This is a genomic window from Actinacidiphila glaucinigra, assembly GCF_035918135.1.
Lineage (GTDB): Bacteria > Actinomycetota > Actinomycetes > Streptomycetales > Streptomycetaceae > Actinacidiphila > Actinacidiphila glaucinigra.
In genome coordinates, this window is the sequence record NZ_CP109144.1 from 2430486 (window position 1) to 2450064 (window position 19579).

The following is a 19579-nucleotide window of genomic DNA, read 5'->3' on the forward strand; positions in this document are numbered from 1 at the left end:
GCGATGGCGGCCGAGGGGGTGGCCGGGACGGCCGGGGGTGAAATGCGCTTGCCGGGCGGGAGTGGGGCGTTCAGACTGCCCGGATGCTGATTCGACGTGAGACCCCCGACGACGTCCCCGCCGTGCAGGCACTCACCGGGGAGGCCTTCGCATCGGCGGACCGTCCCGTTCCCGTCGAGGTCACGCTGCTGGCCGAGCTGCGGAAGAGCGACGCGTGGCTGCCGGAGCTGTCCCTGGTCGCCGTGGACTCCGACGGGGAGAGCGTCATCGGGCACGTCGTCTGCACGCGGGCGCACGCCGGAGGCACGCCCGTGGTGGGTCTCGGCCCGCTGAGCGTCGCGCCGGAGCACCAGCGCAAGGGCGTCGGCCTGGCCCTGGTGCACACCGCGCTGGGCGCCGCGGACGCCCTCGGGGAACCGCTCGTGGCACTGCTGGGCAGCCCGGACTACTACGGCCGGTACGGCTTCCGGGCGAGCACGGACTACCGGATCACGCCGCCGGACCCGGCCTGGGGGCCGTACTTCCAGGTGCGCCCGCTGTCCGGCTACACCCCGTCGGTGAGCGGGGCGTTCCGCTACGCGGAGCCCTTCGACCGGGTCTGAGCGCGCCGCGGCAGCCACGCGGGCACCGCCCGGCGGTACGCCTCGTACTCCTCGCCGTGGGCGGCGCGCAGCGTCGGCTCCTCGTACCAGCGCACGAACGCGGCGACGGTCAGCCACACGGCGGCCGCGTAGAGGAGCAGGACGGGCCGCAGGAGCAGCAGTCCCTGCCCGGCGACCAGCGCCACGACGGCCAGGTACATGGGGTTGCGGACCCGGGCGTACGCGCCACCGGTGACGAGGCGTTCGGTGGGGGCGACGGGCGCGGGCGTGCCGCGCCCCTCGCGTACGAAGCGGGCGAAGCCGTGCAGGAGCACCGCCGCCCCGGCGAGGGCGAGCAGACCGCCGGCCACCCGTACCGGCCAGGGGCCGTCGCCGGAGGCGTACCGGGTGAGCCACCAGGGCACGAGTCCCGCCACGACGCCGGGCGCCGCGAGGAGGAAGACCGCGCTGCCGAACGCGGCCGTGGACCGTCTCATGCCTTCAGGGTGCCCGTCGGCGGTCGTCCCGGATCCGTCTTGGCGGCGCGGATGTGCCCGTAGACGTGGGCCCGCAGTTCCGCGAAGCGGGGGTCGGAGCGGGTGATGATCTGGTCGCGGTCGTGCGGCAGGTCGACGTGCAGGTCCTCCTGGACGACGGTGGGCGCGCCGGACAGGACGACGACCCGGCGGGCGAGGTAGACGGCCTCGTCGATGTCGTGGGTGACGAGCATCGTGGTGATGCCGAGACGGTGCCAGAGCCCGAGGAGGAGGTCCTCGAGGTCGGCACGGGTCTGGGCGTCCACGGCGGCGAACGGCTCGTCCATGAGCAGGACCTGGGGCTCGTAGGCGACGGCGCGGGCGATGGCGACGCGCTGCTGCATGCCCCCGGACAGCTGCCAGGGGTGGGCGGAGCCCGCGTCGGCCAGGCCGACGGCGGCGAGCGCCTGCTGCACGAGGGCGGTGCGGCGCGGGCCCGGCACCCGCTTCTCGCGGAGCGGGAGTTCGACGTTCTGGCTGACCGTCAGCCACGGGAAGAGGCTGCGGCCGTACTCCTGGAACACCACCGCCATGCCGGGCGGCGGCCCGTCGACGACGCGTCCGGCGAGCCGGACCTGTCCCGCGGTGGGTGCGAGGAGCCCGGCGACGCACTTGAGCAGAGTTGTCTTGCCGCAGCCCGACGGGCCGACGACGCAGACGAGTTCGCCGCGTTCGACGGTGAGGTCGATGCCGCGCAGCGCCTCGACGACGCGGCCGCGGCCCTCGTACACCTTGCGCAGTCCGGTGATCTCAAGCATGTGTCTCCCGTTGGTGCCAGTGCAGGACCCGGCGCTCGAGGGCGCGGAAGGCGAGCGAGAGCAGGAAGCCGACCAGGCCGAGCAGCACGATGCCGCTCCACATCTCCGGGATCTGGAACTGCCGCTGGAACAGCACGACGGTGTGGCCGATGCCCGAGGTGCTGGCGAACATCTCCGCGATGACCATGAGGATGATGGCGATGGACAGCGCCTGCCGCAGTCCCGCCATGATCTGCGGGCTCGCGGCGGGCAGGACGAGGCGCCGCAGCCGGGCGGGGCCGCGCAGTCCGTAGACGCGCGCGGTGTCGGAGAGCACCTCGTCCACGGCGCGCACGCCCTCGATGGTGTTGAGCAGCACGGGCCAGATCGCGCCCGAGACGATGACGAGGACCTTCATGGCGGTGTCGAGCCCGGCGACGAGCATGATCAGCGGCACGAGCACGGGCGGCGGGATCGCGCGGAAGAACTCCAGGGCGGGTTCGGTGGCGGCGCGCAGCCTGCCCGACAGGCCGATGGCGGTGCCGAGGGCGACACCGAGCAGCGCGGCGAGCACGTACCCGGCGAGGAGCCGGACGAGGCTGGGCAGCACGTCGTCGCCGAGGCGGGCGGTGAGCCACACGTCGCCGAAGACGGCCGCGATCCGCTGCGGCGAGGGCACGTAGAAGCTGGGCCGCCACGCACTCCACGCCCACCAGCCGAGGACGAGGAGGACGGGTAGCCCCAGCACCCGCAGCGCGCCGAGCAGGAGACGCACGGCGCGGCTCATCCGGCGGCCTCCCCGCGGACGGAGGGGTGCCAGGCCAGCAGCCGGCGCTCCAGGCGGCGTACGGCGAGGTTGACGACGACCCCGATGATCCCGGCGAGGGTGATCAGGGCGTAGACGGTGGCCACGGCGCCGCCGGACTGGGCGAGCTGGATGCGCAGCCCGAGTCCGGGGCTGCCGATGACCAGTTCGGCGGTGACGGCGAGGATGAAGGCGACGGAGGCGGCGAGCCGGAGTCCGGTCATGACGTACGGGAGCGCGGTGGGCCAGACGAGCCGGCGCAGCGTCGTCCAGTGGCCGAGGCGGTAGGAGCGGGCGGTCTCGCGGGCGACGGGGTCGACGTCGGCGACGCCGTACAGCACCTGGATGAGGACCTGCCAGAAGGCGGCGTAGACGACCAGCAGGAGGCTTGAGCCGAGGTCGGCGCCGAAGAGGAGGGTGGCGAGCGGGATGAGCGCCACGGAGGGGATCGGGCGGAGGAACTCGACGGTGGAGGCGGTGGCGGCGCGGGCGCCCGGGACGGCGTCGATGAGGGTGCCGAGCGCGACCGCGAGGACGAACGCGATGGCCAGGCCCAGGGCCCAGGCACTCATGGTCTCGCCGAGCGCCGACCAGAGTTGGCGGGTGGTCAGTTCGTGGCCGAGGGTGCGCAGGATCTCGCTCGCCGGGGGCAGGAAGTCCCGGGAGACCCAGCCGAGCCGCGGAACGGCCTCGGCGATGCCGAACAGCACCGCGAGGCCGGCCGCTCCGTACGCGGCGTCGCGTCCGGTCATGGCAGGAGGGCCGCCAGGTCGGCGTCCTTGGTGAGCGTGCCGTCCTGGCGGGCGTCGTCGGCGACGGTCTGCACGGACTCCCGGTTGACCTCCGTCGGCCACTTGGGGAGCTTGATCTTCGCGATCGCCTCGGCGGGGATCGAGGTGTAGGACTTGAGGATCTCGCGCACGGCGTCGGGGTGGGCGTCGGCGTAGGCGAGGGCCTCGTTCATGGCGGCGGTGAAGTCCTTCACCAGCTCCGGGTCCTTCTGGAGCGTGGGCTGCGTGGTGAAGTACATGGCCACGGTGAGGTCCGGCGCGGCGTCGGCGTAGGGCCAGGCGACGGCGCGGGCCCCCTGGCCGGTGGCCTGGGTGACGAAGGGCTCGACCTCCCAGACCGCGTCGACCCGCCCCTTGGCCAGGGCGGCCGGCATGTCGGGGAAGGGCATCTCGACGAACTCCACCTTGGAGGCGTCGCCGCCGTCCTTGCGCACGGCGGCGCGCACGGTCGTGTCGCCGATGTTCTTCAGCTGGTTGACCGCGACGGTCCTGCCCGCGAGGTCCTTCGCGGACTTGACCGGGCTGCCTTCCGGGACGAGTACGGCGCTGTAGTCGGTGTCCCGCTCGCCGGTGGAGGCGACGCCGTTGGCGACGACCTTGAGCGGCAGTCCCTGCTGCTGTGCCGTGAGCAGGGAGGTGGTGTTGGCGAAGCCGAAGGCGAACTGACCGCCCATCACACCGGTGATGCTGGCGGCGCCGCCCTGCACCGAGGTGATCTTCGCGTCGATGCCGTGCTTCTTGAAGAAGCCCTGGCTCTGGGCGAGGTACACGGGAGCGGTGTCGACGATGGCGATGGCGCCGATCGTGACGCTCCGCGTGCCTCCGCCGGAACCGGACGAGGCGCCCTTGCCGGCGGGCTCGCCGGAGTCGCCGCAGGCGGTGACTCCGGCGGCGAGGAGCGCTGCCGCCGTCAGGAGCAGGGGAAAGGTGCGACGCATGGGCACTCCCTGATCTGATCAGTTCCGTTCGCACAGTGAACTGTCGTTCATTGGGTGGCGCGCCAAGTGACGGTAGGGGTGCCGCGCGGCGGCGTCAACGGATCGCACAACGGCTCGTCGATGACAGTTGTGTCGCGGACGGGAGAGCAGGGGCGCAGGAGGCGCAAGAGGCGGAATTAAGTACGGAAAATCATGGTCTGACATGATTTACCCCTAGTCGTCCGATCCTGTGCTGAGTAGATTGGAAAGTGGCCTACGGGGCGAGCGAGGGAGTTCGGTAGCACTGGTTGCGGAGCGGGAAGCAGCGGCTTCCACCGGAACCGGGTCCAACGGCCGGGCTGAGAGGCTCGAAGGTCCGGGAAGAGGTTTTGAGACCGGAGAGCGACCCCTAGCACCTGATCCGGACCATGCCGGCGAAGGGAGTCCCACCTCGTAGGTCGTTTGAACCGCAGTACAACAGGGCCCGCGCGGCGAGCGCGGGTCCTGTTGCGCTGCGGTGGGTGCCGCGGCTGCGCCGCGGCCCCCTTGGCCGCTCCGCCCGGACGCTGGGATGATCCTCCGACGCGGATGGCGCGGATGGCGCGGACGACGCCGACGGGGCGGGGGGACGGTGGGGGACATGGACGACCGCACGCTGGTGAGCGCGGTCAACGGACTGACGGCGCGATGGGCCCGCGAGACCCTGGCCGGCGGCGGCGCGGGGGAGACGGTCTTCTCCGCCGCGGGAGTCTGGCCGCTGCTGGCCCTGCTCGCCGCGGGCGCCGCCGGCCCCGCCCGCGGTGAACTGGAGCAGGCCGTCGCCATGGACGCCGCGACGGCTGCCGGCGGCTCGGGACGGCTGCTCGCCCGGCTGGACGCCATGGACGGCGTCGACACCGCCGTCGGCCTGTGGACCCGCGCCTCCCTGCCGCTCGCACCCGGCTGGCTCTCGCTGCTCCCGGCCGGCGCCCACGGGCACTTCACCGGCGACATCGAGACCGACCGCAAGACCCTGGACGCCTGGGCCGCGGACCGCACCCACGGCATGGTCCCCAGGATGCCGGTCGCCGTCGACCGGAACACCCTCCTGCTGCTCGCGAACGCGCTGGCGCTGCGCACCGACTGGGCCGAGCCCTTCCAGGACCACCACACCGGGACGCTCTTCCGCAGTTCGCGCCATCTGGACATGGCCGGGGTCGCGTCCACCCCCTTCGGCCCGCTGACCATGGCGAAGGTGAACGGCACCAACGGGATCGAGGTCCACCTGCTGCGCGGCCCCGACCACATCGCCCCCGGCGAGGTGCTCGCCGCCGGGGTGGCCGCCCTCGGCGGGACGTACCAGGTGCTGCCCGGCAACCTGCTGCCGTACGGCCGGCCCGGGCCGGGGATCGTGGTCGAGGACGTCACGAGCTTCGACCCCGCGCCCGCACTCGACCTGACCACGGTGCCGTTCACCGTCGGCGCCGAGCACGACCTCCTCGACCGCGCCGAGCTGTTCGGGCTGGCCAGGGCCCGGGACACCGGCGCCGGCCACTTCCCCGGCATCAGCGCGCAGCCACTGGCCGTCGGCGCGGCGAAGCAGGCGGCCACGGCGACCTTCAGCGCGAAGGGCTTCCGGGCCGCCGCCGTCACCGCCGTCTCCCTGATCGCCGGCAGCGCTCCCGGGCAGGCCCGGCAAGCCAGGCGCGTGCGTGTGGAGTTCCTGCGCCCGTTCGGCTTCCTCGCCGTCCACCGGCTCTTCCCCGCGGTCCTCGTGGCGGGGTGGGTGACGCCCTGACCTCACCTGGCGGCGGTCACAGGGCGCTTCCCGCCCGCCAGTCCGCCCACCCGGCGTTCCAGGCGCCGTAGCCGTTGTTGACCTGCACGGTGTCGGTGGAGTGGACGACGGTCACCGGGTCGCCCGGTGAGACGTGGTCGTAGAACCACTTGGCGTCGGCCGTACTCAGCCCTATGCAGCCGTGACTGCCGTTGACGCGGCCGAACTTGCCCTCGTTCCAGGGCGCGGCGTGCGCGAAGGTGCCCGACGTGGTGAGCCGGACGTCCCACTTCACGTCCTTCAGGTTGTACGCCTCGGGGCCGAAGATGCGCACGGTGCGGGAGTTCATGGTGATGCTGGGCGTCTTCTCCAGGACGACCATGGTCCCGTTCCACGTCTCGAAACCGGGCTTGCCGGTGGAGACGGGGACGGTGCGCAGGACCTCACCGCCCCTGCGCAGGGTGAGGGTCTTGCGCGCGGTGTCGACCGTGGTCACGACCGACTCCCCTATCCGGAAGCGGACGACCCGGTTCTGTGTGCCGTAGAGGCCGCCGCCCCCGTCGACCCCGTCCAGGTCCATGCGGAGCGTCACGTCGGTGCCGGGCTTCCAGTAGGAGCGCGGACGGAAGTCGACGCGGTCGCGGCCACTCCAGTCCTTCATCCAGCTCCAGGCGCCCTCGACGGCCGGGCTCGCGGTGACGCCGAGCTTGCGCTCGACGGACGCCCGGTCGCGTATCGGCTTGTTGAAGACGATCGACACCGGCATCCCCACGCCGACCGTGGTGCCCTTGTCGGGGTGGTACTCCCCCACGAAGGTGTGCTTCGGCTCGGCGGTGGTGAAGGTGGTGTGCTCCGTCAGCCGCTTGCCGCCGGATGCGGTGGCGCGGACGAGGACGTCGTAGGTCACGCCGGGGGCCAGCCGGCCCGCCGAGGTCCAGCTCTCCTTGGAGGACGCGAGCGTGCCGCGCAACGGCCCGGGGCCCGGGGCGGTGACGCGTACGGAGTCGATCCGCGCGGCGGTGGTCCGCACGGTCACCTTGCGGTCGACGGGCACGGCCCGCCCGCCGGAGGCCGGGGCGACGGCGATCGCGGGCCGCGGCTCCGCGGCGTGGGGCCCTCCGCCGCCGGAGCCGCTGCACGCCGGCAGCGTCGCGACGACGGCCAGGGCGAGCGTCGCGGCGCCGGCGCGCAGGGTCGTCCTGCGCTTCCGGGTCCGGTCGTTGGTCATGTGACGGCTCTCCTCCCCTGTCGAGTCGTACCTCTGCTCCTGCCCGGTCCCGCGGCGGTCACCACATCCCGGCGGCCGCAACTGCGCGGTGCGGACGACTCCGTGGCGTCACCGTTCCGTACCAGGCGTGTACGCACGGAACCCGGGAGCGGAACGGCCTCGTGTTCCGCGGCAGCAAGGCAACCGAAAGACCCGGGGGGACGTCATGGAGCGCAGGAACACGAGGCGGGCCGCGATCGCGGTGGCACTGGCGGCGACGGCGGCGGTGCTGCTGACGGGGTGCCAGGGGGACGACGGTGCCGCGGACGGCGGCGCGCCCGCACCGACCGCTCCGCCGACGGCCGCGCCGTCGCGGACGCCGGGGGACACGGTCCCGGCCTCCAGCACGTCACCGGCGCCCGGGGGTTCGGGGGACTCCGCCGGTTCCGGCGCCTCGGCGGGGTCCGGGAGTTCGGGGGAGCCGGCGGGCCGCTGCGGCGCGGAGGACCTGGAGGCGACCGCGGCACACCAGGCCGCCGTACGCCTCCAGGGCACCGGCACCGGGGCGGCGGCGGTCGGGTTCACCAACACCTCGGGTGCGCCCTGCGTTGTCGAGGGCTTCCCGACGGTGGCCGGGGCGGCCAACGGCTCGCCGGAGATGAACGTGCCGTTGACGGTGCGGCACACCGGTACGGCCGCGCCGGTCGCGCTGGCACCGGGCGACCGCGCCTGGGTGAAGCTGACGTTCCACCAGGTGCAGGGCGAGGGCGACGGCACCTGCGCCTCGGGCGAAGCCCCGGTCCAGTACCCGACGATGGTGCTGGGCCTGCCCGGCGGTGCGGGCAGGCACCAGGTCGCCCTGGACGACGGGGTGTTCGCCGAGTGCGACGGTGTCGTCGCCGTCACCGCGCTCTCGGCGGCCGAACCGTCCTGAGGACTCGGCACGGGGCTCCCGCCCCGTGCCGGCCCCGCGGCGACGGGCGGTACACCGGGCTCGCCCATGACAGACGCCCATCGCACGATCGTGCCGCCCGGTCAGTCCCCCGTCGCGGCCACCTCCACCGTGAGGGTGCCTGCGTCCGCGTCCAGCACCGCGGGGACGCCGAGCGGCACGGTCAGGCTCGTCTCGCAGTGACCGAAGCCCAGTTCCTCGACGACCGGGACGCCCAGTCCGCCCAGCCGGTCCAGGAGCACCGCCCGCACCTCCTCGTAGGGCCCGCACTCCCGCCAGGAGCCGAGTGCGATGCCCGCCACGCCGTCCAGCCAGCCGGCCCGCAGCAAGTGGGTCAGCATCCGGTCGATCCGGTAGGGCTCCTCGCCGATGTCCTCCAGCAGGAGGATGCCGCCGGGCACCCCGGGCCGCCCGTCCGGTGTGCCGAGGCCGGAGGCGAGCAGTGCCAGGCAGCCGCCCACGGTGACACCGCGTGCCGTGCCGGGGACGAGGGCCCGGGCGGTCGGGGCACCGAGGACGCGCGTCCGCTCGGGCCCGAACAGGGTGTCCCGCAGCTGGGCACGGGTCGGCTCGTCCTTGAGGAAGCCGTGCGCCGCGATCATGGTGCCGTGCAGGGTGGACAGGCCCAGCCGGACCGCGAACGCCTCGTGCAGCGCGGTGATGTCGCTGAAGCCGAGGAGCGTCTTGGGCCCGGCCGCCCGCAGCGCCTCCCAGTCCAGGAGGTCGGTCATGCGCTGGACGCCGTAGCCGCCGCGGGCGCAGAGCACGGCGGCGACCGACGGGTCGCACCACGCCTCCTGGAAGTCGCGGGCGCGCGCCGCGTCCGTTCCGGCCAGATAGCCGAAGGTGGGGTGCCGGTCCAGGACGTGTGGCGCCACCACCGGGTCGAGGTCCCAGCCGCGGAGGATGTCGAGCCCCGCGTCCAGCCGTTCCCGGGGCACGGGTCCGCTGGGGGCGACGACGGCGACCCGGTCCCCGGGGACGAGGCGGCGGGGACGGGTGAGCGGGACGAGCGGTGTCACTTGGTGAGCTCCAGAGCTGGTACGGCGGGCGGGGTGAAGCCGAAGACCTGCCCGTAGAGGGAGAGTTCGGCCTCGAGACAGGTGATCATCGTGTCCTCGCGGCGGAAGCCGTGGCCCTCGCCCTCGAAGGTGAGGTAGGCGTGGGTGACGCCGCGTCCCTTGATCCGCTCCAGGAACCGCTCGCACTGCACGGGCCGGCAGATCACGTCCTCCAGGCCCTGCAGCAGCAGGAAGGGCACGGTGAGCCGGTCGGCCCGGGTCACCGGCGAGCGGTCCCGGTAGCGCTCCGGGACCTCGGTATGGGGCCCGATGAGCGAGTCGAGGTAGCGGGACTCGAAGTCATGGGTCTCACCGCCCTCGGCCCAGCCGGTGAGGTCGAGCAGCGGGTACTTGATCACGCCGCAGGCGTAGACGTCGGTGCCGGTGAGGGAGGCCGCGCTCGTCCAGCCGCCGGCGCTGCCGCCGCGGATCGCGAGGCGCCGCCCGTCGGCGGTTCCCTCCTCGGCCAGCGCCCGTGCGACGGCGGCGCAGTCCTCGACGTCGACGACGCCCCACTGCTCGCGCAGCCGTTCGCGGTAGGCGCGCCCGTAGCCGGTGGAGCCGCCGTGGTTGACCTCGACGACCCCGATCCCCCGCGAGGTGAAGTAGGCGATCTCCAGGTCGAGCACGAGCGGTGCCCGGCTGGTGGGGCCGCCGTGCACCCACACGACATAAGGCGGCACCTCTCCCTCGGGCGCGGCGAAGTAGGGGTTCTCCGGCGGGTAGAGCTGGGCGTGGATCTCCCGTCCGCCGGGCCCGGTGAAGATCCGCTCCACGGGAGCGGGCAGGAACTCCGGGGGCACGATGTCGTGGTGGGCGGCGCCGATGACTCGGGTACGGCCGGTGCAGGTGTCGAGTTCGAGAACCTCGAACGAACTGCGGGCCGAGGCGGCCACGGCGACCACCCGGGTGCCCTGCGTGGACAGCGCGGCCGTCCACTCGCTCCACGGCCCCGGCGCGTCGACCAGCTCGCCGGTCGCCGGGTCGAGTATCCCCAGCCGCTGGGCGCCCTTGCCGTGCAGCACCGCCAGTGTCCCGGAGGCGAGCGGGGCGAACCAGCGCGCCCCCATCTGCCAGCCCGGCCCGGCGAACTCCTCCTGTGCCGGTAGCAGGTTGACCGCCTCGCCGGCGGCGGGGTCGACACGGTGCAGGTTCCACCAGCCGTCGCGGTCGGTGGCGGCGATCAGGGTGCCGTCCGGTGTCCACTCCGCCTGGGCGACGGACTCGGCGGGGCCGCCGAGGATCGTCCGGGCGGCGCCGAAGGTGCCGTCCGGTCCGACGGCGGCGAGCTTGAGCTCCGTGCCGTCCCAAGGCATCCGGGGGTGGTCCCAGGCGATCCACACGGCCTGCCGGCCGTCCGGCGAGAGACGTGGCGAGGTCACGAAGTCGTGCGAGTCGTCGGAGAGTTCACGCACCGCGGCACGGTCCTCGGCGGCCGAGCCGTCGAGCGGGACGGCGGCGACCACCCGCCGTACGTCGCTCGGGCCCTCCCCGGTGAACTCCTCCAGCACGCACCACACCTCACCGCGGTCCGGGTGGATCTGCGGATCGGCCCAGCGCAGCCCGTCGCCGACCGGCGAGAGCGGGGTCAGCGGCCGCGGCACGGCGCCCGCCACGTCGGGTTCGTACGCGTAGAGCCGCTGGTCCGGGAAATGGGAGAAGACGATCAGCGGTCCTGCCCCGGGGCGTGCCGCGCCCGTCCAGGCCCGGCCCCCGTACTCGATGACACGGGTGCGGACGTTCCACGGCGTGGGCAGCGGGCTGCCGGCCGTGCCGTCCGCGCGGCGGCGCACGAGGGCGCGGCGGCCGCCCTCCGCCGGCCGGGGTTCGGTCCACCACACCTCGTCACCGACGAACGCGGGGAACTCGGGGCGTCCGTCGTGGGAGGCGGCGGTGCGGGCGTCGACGGGCGACTCCCAGGCACCGTAGGGGGCGATGATCGGGGCGCGCGTCATCGGGCAACTCCGTCGGTCGTGTCCTGCCGGCCCAGCATGAACCGGTCGAGTACGCGGACGCCGAAGTGCAGCCCCTCCACCGGGACCCGCTCGTCGACGCCGTGGTACATCCCCGCGTAGTCGTAGCCCTCGGGCAGCTTCAGCGGGGAGAAGCCGTACCCCTGGATGCCGAGCCGCGAGAACTGCTTGGCGTCGGTGCCGCCGCCCATCACATAGGGCACGACGTGGGCGTCCGGGTCGAAGTGGATCAGGGCCTCCCGCATCGCGGCGTAGACCGGCGCGTCGACAGGTGCTTCCAGCGGGATCTCGCGGTGGTGGAACTCCCACTCCACGTCGGGGCCGGTGAGTTCGTCCATGGTGGCCGCGAACTCCCCGTCGCCGCCGGGCAGGACCCGGCCGTCGACGTAGGCGACCGCGGTACCGGGGATGACGTTGACCTTGTAGCCGGCCTCGAGCACCGTCGGGTTGGCGCTGTTGCGGATCACCGGCTCCACCAGAGCGGCTGCCGTGCCCAGCTTGGTGAGCAGGGTGTCGACGTCGTCGAAATCGGGCTCGACCTCGTGCAGCGCGGCCAGTTCGGTCAGCGCCGCCCGGACCGTGGGGATGATCCGCACCGGCCAGCGGTGCTCGCCGATGCGGGAGACGGCCGCGGCGAGCCGGGTCACGGCGTTGGTGCGGTTGACCTTGGAGCCGTGACCCGCCCTGCCGTGCGCCGTGAGCTTCAGCCAGGCGGTCCCGCGCTCCCCGGCCGCCACCGGGTACAGCCTGAGCCCGGGGCCGGCGTGGAAGGTGAAGCCCCCGGACTCGCTGATGCCCTCGGTGCAGTCGCGGAACAGCTCCGCGTGCTGCTCGACGAGGTAGGTCGCCCCGTAGGTGGCGCTGTCCTCCTCGTCGGCGGTCAGCGCGAGCACGATGTCCCGCTCGGGGCGCAGGCCCCTGCGGGCCCAGGAGCGCACGGTGGCGAGCACCATCGCCACCGTGCCCTTCATGTCGACCGCGCCGCGCCCCCAGACCACCCCGTCCCGCACCTCGCCCGAGAAGGGGTGCACGCTCCAGTCCTCGGCCTGGGCGGGCACGACGTCCAGGTGGCCGTGGACGAGCAGAGCGCCCGGTCCGTTCCCGGCGCGCGGGGCGCCCTCGATCCGCGCCACGACGTTGGCCCGCCCCGGCGCGGACTCCAGGACGCGCGCCTCGATCCCGGCCTCGTCCAGCAGCCGCGCGGCGTACTCCGCCGCGGGACGCTCGTTTCCGTCCCCGCCGCCGCGGTTGGTGGTGTCGATCCGGATCAGCTCCGAGGTGAAGCGGACCGCCTCGTCCAGTGCCAGGGTGTCAGCCATACTGCTCCTCCACAGCTGCCGAGACGAGGGTGGTCACGGCCTTGTAGCAGCGGATCCCCTCGTACATGGTCGGTGAGGTGTAGGTGACGCGGCGCTCGCCCGTGCGCTCCACACCGGGCACGATCGCGGCCGCTCCCGCCAGGTGGGCCGCGTCGAACTCGACCTCGATCGTGAACGGCCCGCCCCGCACCGGCTCGTGCCGCACCGCGAGTGACGTCGCGTCCTTGGCGGCGGCGCGGATGTCCGCCGCCGTGCGGGCCGGCGGCCGGCACACGGCCGCGTACCGCGAGACGTAGTCCTTGACCGCGACCGTGCGCGCCGCCGGCGCGTAGTCCCGGGCGTCGATTCCGGTCCGGTCGTCGCCCGTGACCAGCACGACGGGCACCCCGTACTCGGCGGCCACCAGCGCGTTCAGCCGGCCCTCGCTCGCCGGCGGGCTGCCGTCGACCCACACACCGGTGATCGAGTTGGGGAGGTAGGTATGGGCGAGCACCCCCTCCGTCCCCGCGCCCGTGTGGAAGCCGACGAAGGCGATGCCGTCCACGTCGCCGTGCTGCACGCCCTCGACCATGGAAAGGTCCTTGTGCCGCCCGGTGACCATCTCGGCCCGCTCGTCCAGCTGCTCCAGCAGCAGGTTCCGCATCGACCAGTGGGCCTCGTTGACCAGGACCTCGTCGGCGCCGCCGTCGAAGAAGCCGGCGATCGCGGCGTTCACGTCGGAGGTGAACAGATGCCGGAACCGCTGCCAGCCCTCCGTGCCGGGCAGGACGTCACCGGGCCAGGTCACCCCGGTGGCGCCCTCCATGTCCGCGCTGATCAGGATCTTCATGGCACGGAACGTTACGCAAAGTCACCGCCCCGCACCAGGCCCCCGCCCCGCCTGTGGAAAACTTCAGTGGCCCAGACCGGTGGCGGTCAGCCGGCGCCCCCTGCCACCAGCCAGTTCGTCGGCACCTCGAACCACGAACCGTCCGCCCGCCGCTCCGTCGTCACGAGCGCGACCTCACCGCGTGCGAGCACCTCCATCCCCGCCGCGCGGAAGAGCTCCGGGACGGCCGCGTCGGGCATCTCGGCCGGCGCGATCCCGTGCGCGAAGATCGCCGCGAGCTTGGCGGGCGGCCCGTCCGGCCCCTGCGCCAGCCCCATCAGCGCGTCCTTCGCGGACGCCGCGAGTTCGTCCGCGAACACCCGGCCGCGCCCGCCGGTCAGTACGGCGATGCCCTCGACCAGCGGTGCGCGTTCCTCGGGCCGGCACTGGTGGAGCACTCCACGCATGTACACGTTCACCTCGCCCAGCTCCTCGCCCAGCCGCCGGACCGCCTCGGGATCGGCCGCGTCGAGCTGCCGGTACTCGGCGACGCCTCCCGGGTCCTGGTGCCGCGCGTGGCCGATCGCGGCCGCCGAGAGGTCCACCCCGACGGCCCGGCCGTACCGCTTGGCCAGGAAGCGGGTCTGGGTGCCGTTGCCGCAGCCGAGGTCCACGACCGGCAGCGACGGGTCGAAGTGGGCCTCGAAGAAGGGGAGGTGCGCCGCCGCGGTGACCTCCGCCCCCGCGTCCCAGAGCACCGCCCCCGGCCCTCCGGGGGCGCCGCGCCAGAAGCCCTCCCACGCCTGCAGGTTCGTGCCGGTGACGTCCATGCGATCTCCCCAGGTCCACGTGTCCGTCGCCGCGGACCGGGACCGGCCGCGCGGCCGAAGCCCCGTCAGCTCTGTGCTACAGGCGGCGACCGGCGCGGGCAAGCGTCAGGGGAAAGCCGTGACCCCGTGTTCGCTACGTTCGAGCACCCACCGGGGACCCGCCGCCGCGCCCCGCGGTCCGCCGCCACGGCAGCGCCTGCTCGAACCAGACCGTCTTGCCCTGCGCCGTACGGCTGGCGCCCCACTCGCGGGCCAGCCGGCTCACGATCCGCAGTCCCCGCCCGGACTCGTCCTCGGGCCCGGCCCCCACCAGGACGGGCACGGCGTGGTCGTCGTCCGAGACCTCGCACAGCAGCGCGTCGGTGCGGACCAGGCGCAGCTCGACGTGCCGGGAGTGCGCGTGCCGGACGGCGTTGGTGACCACCTCTCCGACCATCAGCTCGGCCGCCTCCGCTGCCTCGTCCAGCCCCCAGCGCTCCAGGGCACCCCGGGTCAGGATGCGGGCCCTGCCCACCTCGCGGGGGTCGAGGGCGAGCTGCCAGCTGACGACGTCCTCGCGGGGGATGCCGTTGAGCCGGGCCATCAGCAGGGCCACGTCGTCCTTGCGGCCGCCCGGCGGGTTGAGCGCGCGAATGATCGTGTCGCAGGCGTCGTCCATGGAGGCCGCGGGGTGCGCGGCGCTCTCGCACAGCGCGGCGAGACCGGCTCCGATGTCCTGCCCGCGCACCTCGACCAGCCCGTCCGTGCACAGCACGAGCCGGTCGCCGGGGCCGACGGCGACCCTGACCGTCTCGAAGGGCACCCCGCCGATGCCGATCGGCGCGCCCGTCGGCACGTCGAGCAGCTCGCTGCGGCCGTCCTCGGCCCGCACCACCACGGGCGGGATGTGGCCCGCGTTGGCGATGTGCAGCTCGGACCGGATCGGGTCGTACACGGCGTACAGGCAGGTGGCGAGGTAGTGCTCGCCGAGGCGCTGCGCCAGGTCGTCCAGATTGCGCAGCAGTTGCGCCGGCGGCATGTCCAGCGCCGCCATGGTCTGCACGGCGGTGCGCAGCTGGCCCATCATGGCCGCCGCGTTGAGACCGTGGCCCATGACGTCGCCCACGACCAGGGCGAGCCGGGAGCCGGGCAGCTTGATGGTGTCGAACCAGTCGCCGCCGACGCGGCCCAGCCGGGTGCCGGGCAGGTAGCGGGTCGCCACGTCGCACCCCGGCATCCGCGGGGTGATCTGCGGCAGCATGCTGTCCTGCAGCGTGTCGGCGACGTTCTCCTGGTACGTGTACATGCGGGCGTTGTCCAGGACGAGCCCGGCGCGGGCGGCCAGTTCCGCGCCCGTCACGCGGTCCATGTCGTTGAACGGCGGGCGCTCCCCGTGCCGCAGCAGGATCATGAAGCCGAGGACGACGTTGCGCGCCTTCAGCGGCACGACCAGCATCGACCGCCCGGTGATCAGCGGACGGATGTCGCGCTTCTCGAACTGCGAGGCGATCGCCTCACCCATGGGTTCGGTGATCCTGGGCACCAGCACCGGCTGACCGCTCGTCATGCACTGGAAGAACGGCGTGTGCTCGGGAAACGGCATGGACTCGCCGACCGGTACGACGTCGTCCCAGCGGCCGGGCTCGTCGGTGTGCTCCAGGGCGGCCCGGTACCACATGGTGGTGACGTCGGGCGGGCCGTCGGGGAAGCCCTCGCCCGCGAGCACCTGCTCGCGCAGGTAGGTGCCCGCGACGTCGGTGAAGCGAGGGACGACGGCGGAGCACACCTCCCGGATCGTGCGGGTCAGGTCCAGGGAGGTGCCGATGCGCCCGCTGACCTCGTTGAGGAACTCCAGACGCTCGCGGACGGCGGCGTACTCCAGGTCGGGTTCGAGTTCCTCCGGCGCGGTACCGCGCGGCTCGTCGGCGGCATCACGGGCGGCGCGCCGCCTGAGGGCCCTGCGCTCCTCCCGCCGCGGCACGCCCCAGTCGGGGGTGACGGGGACCCGGTCGTGACGGCTGATCTCCAGGACCGGGTAGCCGAGTTCCAGCACCTGGGAGACGATGCGCCCGCTCTCGGCGACGCTCATGCTGGGCAGGATCTCGGGGAGCCGCTTGGCGAGCCCGTCGGCGCCGGGGAACTCGGTGTGCAGGGCGAAGCCGGGTGCGATCCGCTCGGACTCCCCGGGCGGGGCCTCGTCCTCGCCGTGCACCAGGGCCGCGTCGGCGGCCAGTACGAGCAGGCGCTCGGGGCCCGGGCCGACCAGCGGGTAGGCCCACCACAGGACGTCGGCCGGGAGGCCTCCGGGGTCGGGGTCGGGCCCCTGGTTGAGCCGGGCGCGTCCGGCGGTCGGGTAGGAGATCGCGCCGCTGAGCGTGACGTCGAGGTCGGCTCCGGCCGGTGCCTCGGTGCCGTCCTGCCCGGGATCCTCGCCGAGCGCGCCGGAGACCGGCAGCAGGTCGACGGCAGGACGGCCCACGGCCTCCTCCCGGGCGCGCCCCAAGAGCTTGCGGGCGCCCGTGCTCCAGTGCGAGACGAGCCCGTCGCCGTCGACCACGATCACGGCGAGCGGGATGCGTCCGGAGAGTGCGGTCCGCTGCTCCGGCAGCGCGGCGCGGCTCCCCTCCCCCGGCGGAGTGCGACGTTGCATGACGCGTCCGGCTCCTTCCCCTGCGGCGCCCGGATCCCGACCGAGACCGGAGGTGGTCGGCCCCCGGCGCAAGATCTGCGGCTCCGCAACCACGGTACGACCGACACCGGGTGCCGCGTAGCGCATTGGACGAATCCGGTGTGCGACCGCGCAGGGACGTGAACGCGCCAGGGCATGCGCGGGCGCACACCCTCACTCCGAGTGGCCGTCAGGGACGGTCAGGGGCCGGTCAGTCCTCGTGACCGAGGTGGACGTCGCGCTCGGTGCGCTCGCCGCCGCTGAGCCGCAGCACGGTGGCCACCGGCGGATACCCCGAGGCCACGACGGTGTACTCGCCCGCGGCCAGGTCGACGAAGCGGAAGACGCCGTCCGGGCCGGTCGTCACCGTGTCCAGGACGTTGCCCGCGGCGTCCAGCAGGGTGACCCGGGCGTCCTCCACCGCACTGCCGCCCGGGCCGCGCACGGTGCCGCGCAGCAGCGCGCCACCGGCGAGTTCGACGTCCTGCCGGGTCTCCCTGGCCGCGTGCACCGACACGGGCAGCGCCGCGGGCCGGTAGGCGGGGGCGTTGGCGGCGAGCGTGTACTCCCCCGCGACGAGGTCGCTCAGGACGTAGTCGCCGTCCCTCCCCGTGCGGGTGGTGGCGACCACGTCGCCACGGGAGTCGGTGAGGGTGACGGTGGCCTCCCGTACGGGCGTGCCGTCGGCGGTGCGCACCGTGCCCGCGAGCCGCCCGGCGCCGCCGAGCACCACGTCGAGCTCGACCGGGCGTTCCCCGACGGTCACGCTGACGGCCTGCGGCTGGTGCCCTCCGGCGGCGGCGATCAGGACATAGCTGCCGCTGCCCGGGGTGCTCAGCGCGTAGCGTCCGTCCTCGCCCGTGGCGCCGCGCCCGATCTGACGGCCGGTCACATCGATGAGGGTGAGCGCCGCCCGGCCCACGGTGCTGCCGTCGGCGTGCTGGACGGTGCCGCACACCGGGACGCCGACGGTCTCGGCCTTGCGGGCGGTGGGGACGTGCTGGGTCACCAGGGGTTTCTCCTTGAGCAGGAAGGCGAGCAGGAAGCCGAGGGCGAGCACCGGCACCAGGTAGAGGAAGATGCGCGGCATGGCCTCGGCGTACGCCTGCACATAGGCGTCGCGCAGCGGCGCCGGCATCGCGTGCACCATGTGCGGGGTGATCGACTGCGGGTCCGGCAGGTCGACGCCGCCCGGCAGCCGGTCGGCGAGCCCGTCCGCGAGCCGGTTGGCGAACAGGGTGCCGAAGACGGCCGCCCCGACCGAGCCGCCGATCTGCCGGAAGTAGTTGTTGGCGCTGGTGGCGGTGCCGAGGTCGGCGGGCCGCACGGAGTTCTGCACGGCGAGGATCAGCACCGGCAGCACGAGGCCGATGCCCAGCCCCAGCACGCCCATGTAGACGCTGTACTCGACGCGCGGGGTGTCCCTCTCCAGCAGCGACAGCAGCCACATGCCGGCCACCGAGAGCGCCCCGCCGGCCAGCGGGAACACCCGGTAGCGTCCGGTACGGCTGATCATGTGGCCGGAGACCACGGAGGCCAGGACGACGCCGAGCATCATGGGCAGCATCAGCAGCCCGGACTCGGTCGCGCTGACGCCGTTCACCATCTGCAAGAAGGTGGGGAGGTAGCTGGCGGCGCCGAACAGGCCGACGCCGACGACGGCACCGATGAGGGCGGAGACGGTGAAGACGCCGTCGCGGAAGAGCCGCAGCGGGATGAGCGGTTCGACGGCGAACCGTTCCACCACGACGAACAGCACGGCGCAGACGAGCGTTGCCGCGCCCAGCCCGATGATCACGTCCGAGCGCCAGGCGTAGGTCGTCCCGCCCCAACTGGTCAGCAGCACCACGCAGGTGGAGCCGGCCGTCAGCAGCAGCGCGCCCAGCACGTCCAGCCGGGGGCGTACGGCCGGCCGCGGCAGTTTCAACACGACGGCGATGACGGCCAGGGTCAGCAGACCGAAGGGCACGTTGATGTAGAAGCACCAGCGCCACGAGGCGTGGTCGGTGAAGAAGCCGCCGAGCAGCGGGCCGGCCACGGAGGCCAGGCCGAACGAGGCGCCGATCAGGCCCATGTAGCGGCCGCGTTCCCGGGGCGGGACGATGTCGGCGATGATCGCCTGGACGCCGATCATCAGCCCGCCGCCGCCGACGCCCTGGATGGCGCGGAAGGCGATCAGCTCGTCCATGGAGCGCGACCAGCCGGCGAGGGCGGATCCGATGACGAACACCACGATGGCGAACTGGAAGACGCTCTTGCGCCCGAAGAGGTCGCCGAGCTTGCCGTAGATCGGCAGCCCGACGGTGGAGGCGAGCAGGTAGGCGGTCACGGCCCAGGACATCTTGTCCAGGCCGTGCAGTTCGCCGACGATCTTGGGGAGCGCGGTCGCCACGATCATCTGGTCGAGGGCGGCCAGCAGCAGGGTCAACATCAGCCCGAGGAAGACCAGTCGCACCCTGCGCGGGCTCAGTCCGGCGACGGGCGCGCCCTGTTCCGGCGGGACGGCTGCGGGTCGGCCCTCGGGGCCCGTACCGGCGCCGGTCGTGTCCGTGAGGGTGCCGGTCTCCTCGGACAGGGTCGTCCCGGTGGTGCCGCCCATCTGCCTACCGCTCCCCTCGTCGCGCCTGCCCTGCGACAACGATCTGGGGCGCCGGGGATG

General features: G+C 73.5%; 16 protein-coding genes. 3 read left to right on the forward strand and 13 right to left on the reverse strand.

All coding sequences use genetic code 11. The features are described from left to right. The first annotated feature begins 83 nt into the window (after positions 1 to 83). Positions 84 to 602, forward strand: a complete 519-nt coding sequence (locus OIE69_RS10620; protein WP_326571714.1) for a GNAT family N-acetyltransferase — start codon at positions 84 to 86, stop codon at positions 600 to 602. Here OIE69_RS10620 and OIE69_RS10625 read toward each other — a convergent pair. From OIE69_RS10625 to OIE69_RS10645, 5 genes are read right to left on the reverse strand one after another with little or no spacing between them, the layout of a single operon-like run. Beyond that, positions 575 to 1078 (reverse strand): methyltransferase family protein, encoded by a 504-nt coding sequence (locus tag OIE69_RS10625; protein ID WP_326571715.1) that lies wholly within the window; start codon positions 1076 to 1078, stop codon positions 575 to 577. The genes OIE69_RS10620 and OIE69_RS10625 overlap by 28 nt on opposite strands. Further along, the gene (locus OIE69_RS10630) at positions 1075 to 1875 is read right to left on the reverse strand and encodes an ABC transporter ATP-binding protein (protein ID WP_326571716.1); all 801 of its coding nucleotides are present in this window, start codon (positions 1873 to 1875) and stop codon (positions 1075 to 1077) included. Before OIE69_RS10630 ends, OIE69_RS10625 begins: the two co-directional genes overlap by 4 nt. Beyond that, the gene (locus tag OIE69_RS10635) at positions 1868 to 2641 is read right to left on the reverse strand and encodes an ABC transporter permease (RefSeq protein WP_326571717.1); all 774 of its coding nucleotides are present in this window, start codon (positions 2639 to 2641) and stop codon (positions 1868 to 1870) included. The genes OIE69_RS10630 and OIE69_RS10635 overlap by 8 nt, the downstream gene beginning before the upstream one ends. Beyond that, positions 2638 to 3411 (reverse strand): ABC transporter permease, encoded by a 774-nt coding sequence (locus OIE69_RS10640; RefSeq protein ID WP_326571718.1) that lies wholly within the window; start codon positions 3409 to 3411, stop codon positions 2638 to 2640. Before OIE69_RS10640 ends, OIE69_RS10635 begins: the two co-directional genes overlap by 4 nt. Further along, entirely contained in the window at positions 3408 to 4388 is a 981-nt protein-coding gene (locus tag OIE69_RS10645; RefSeq protein WP_326571719.1) for an ABC transporter substrate-binding protein, read from the reverse strand. The genes OIE69_RS10640 and OIE69_RS10645 overlap by 4 nt, the downstream gene beginning before the upstream one ends. 619 nt (positions 4389 to 5007) lie before the next feature. On the opposite strand from OIE69_RS10645, the gene OIE69_RS10650 reads away from it, so the two are divergent. After that, positions 5008 to 6144: a serpin family protein gene (locus OIE69_RS10650; RefSeq protein ID WP_326571720.1), complete on the forward strand. Its 1137-nt coding sequence runs from the start codon at positions 5008 to 5010 to the stop codon at positions 6142 to 6144. Between the two features lie 16 nt (positions 6145 to 6160). Here the strand turns inward: OIE69_RS10650 and OIE69_RS10655 are convergent, their stop codons facing one another. After that, positions 6161 to 7351 (reverse strand): L,D-transpeptidase, encoded by a 1191-nt coding sequence (locus OIE69_RS10655; RefSeq protein ID WP_326571721.1) that lies wholly within the window; start codon positions 7349 to 7351, stop codon positions 6161 to 6163. 205 nt (positions 7352 to 7556) lie between these two features. On the opposite strand from OIE69_RS10655, the gene OIE69_RS10660 reads away from it, so the two are divergent. Beyond that, positions 7557 to 8264: a DUF4232 domain-containing protein gene (locus OIE69_RS10660; RefSeq protein WP_326571722.1), complete on the forward strand. Its 708-nt coding sequence runs from the start codon at positions 7557 to 7559 to the stop codon at positions 8262 to 8264. Positions 8265 to 8365: 101 nt separating this feature from the next. On the opposite strand, the gene OIE69_RS10665 is transcribed toward OIE69_RS10660, so the two are convergent. From OIE69_RS10665 to OIE69_RS10695, 7 genes are all read right to left on the reverse strand, one after another. Further along, a complete protein-coding gene (locus OIE69_RS10665) occupies positions 8366 to 9304 on the reverse strand; it encodes a S66 peptidase family protein (protein ID WP_326571723.1) in 939 nt (312 codons plus the stop codon). Beyond that, the gene (locus OIE69_RS10670) at positions 9301 to 11298 is read right to left on the reverse strand and encodes a dipeptidyl-peptidase 5 (RefSeq protein ID WP_326571724.1); all 1998 of its coding nucleotides are present in this window, start codon (positions 11296 to 11298) and stop codon (positions 9301 to 9303) included. Before OIE69_RS10670 ends, OIE69_RS10665 begins: the two co-directional genes overlap by 4 nt. Next, complete coding sequence (locus OIE69_RS10675) at positions 11295 to 12635, reverse strand: M20/M25/M40 family metallo-hydrolase (protein WP_326571725.1); 1341 nt, start codon at positions 12633 to 12635, stop codon at positions 11295 to 11297. Before OIE69_RS10675 ends, OIE69_RS10670 begins: the two co-directional genes overlap by 4 nt. After that, complete coding sequence (locus tag OIE69_RS10680; protein WP_326571726.1) at positions 12628 to 13464, reverse strand: M55 family metallopeptidase; 837 nt, start codon at positions 13462 to 13464, stop codon at positions 12628 to 12630. The genes OIE69_RS10675 and OIE69_RS10680 overlap by 8 nt, the downstream gene beginning before the upstream one ends. A gap of 86 nt (positions 13465 to 13550) precedes the next feature. Further along, a complete protein-coding gene (locus tag OIE69_RS10685; RefSeq protein WP_326571727.1) occupies positions 13551 to 14273 on the reverse strand; it encodes a class I SAM-dependent methyltransferase in 723 nt (240 codons plus the stop codon). A 133-nt stretch (positions 14274 to 14406) separates the two neighbouring features. Beyond that, positions 14407 to 16902, reverse strand: a complete 2496-nt coding sequence (locus OIE69_RS10690) for a SpoIIE family protein phosphatase (RefSeq protein ID WP_326571728.1) — start codon at positions 16900 to 16902, stop codon at positions 14407 to 14409. A 229-nt stretch (positions 16903 to 17131) separates the two neighbouring features. Next, positions 17132 to 19519: an MFS transporter gene (locus OIE69_RS10695; protein ID WP_326571730.1), complete on the reverse strand. Its 2388-nt coding sequence runs from the start codon at positions 19517 to 19519 to the stop codon at positions 17132 to 17134. Between the last annotated feature and the right edge of the window lie 60 nt (positions 19520 to 19579).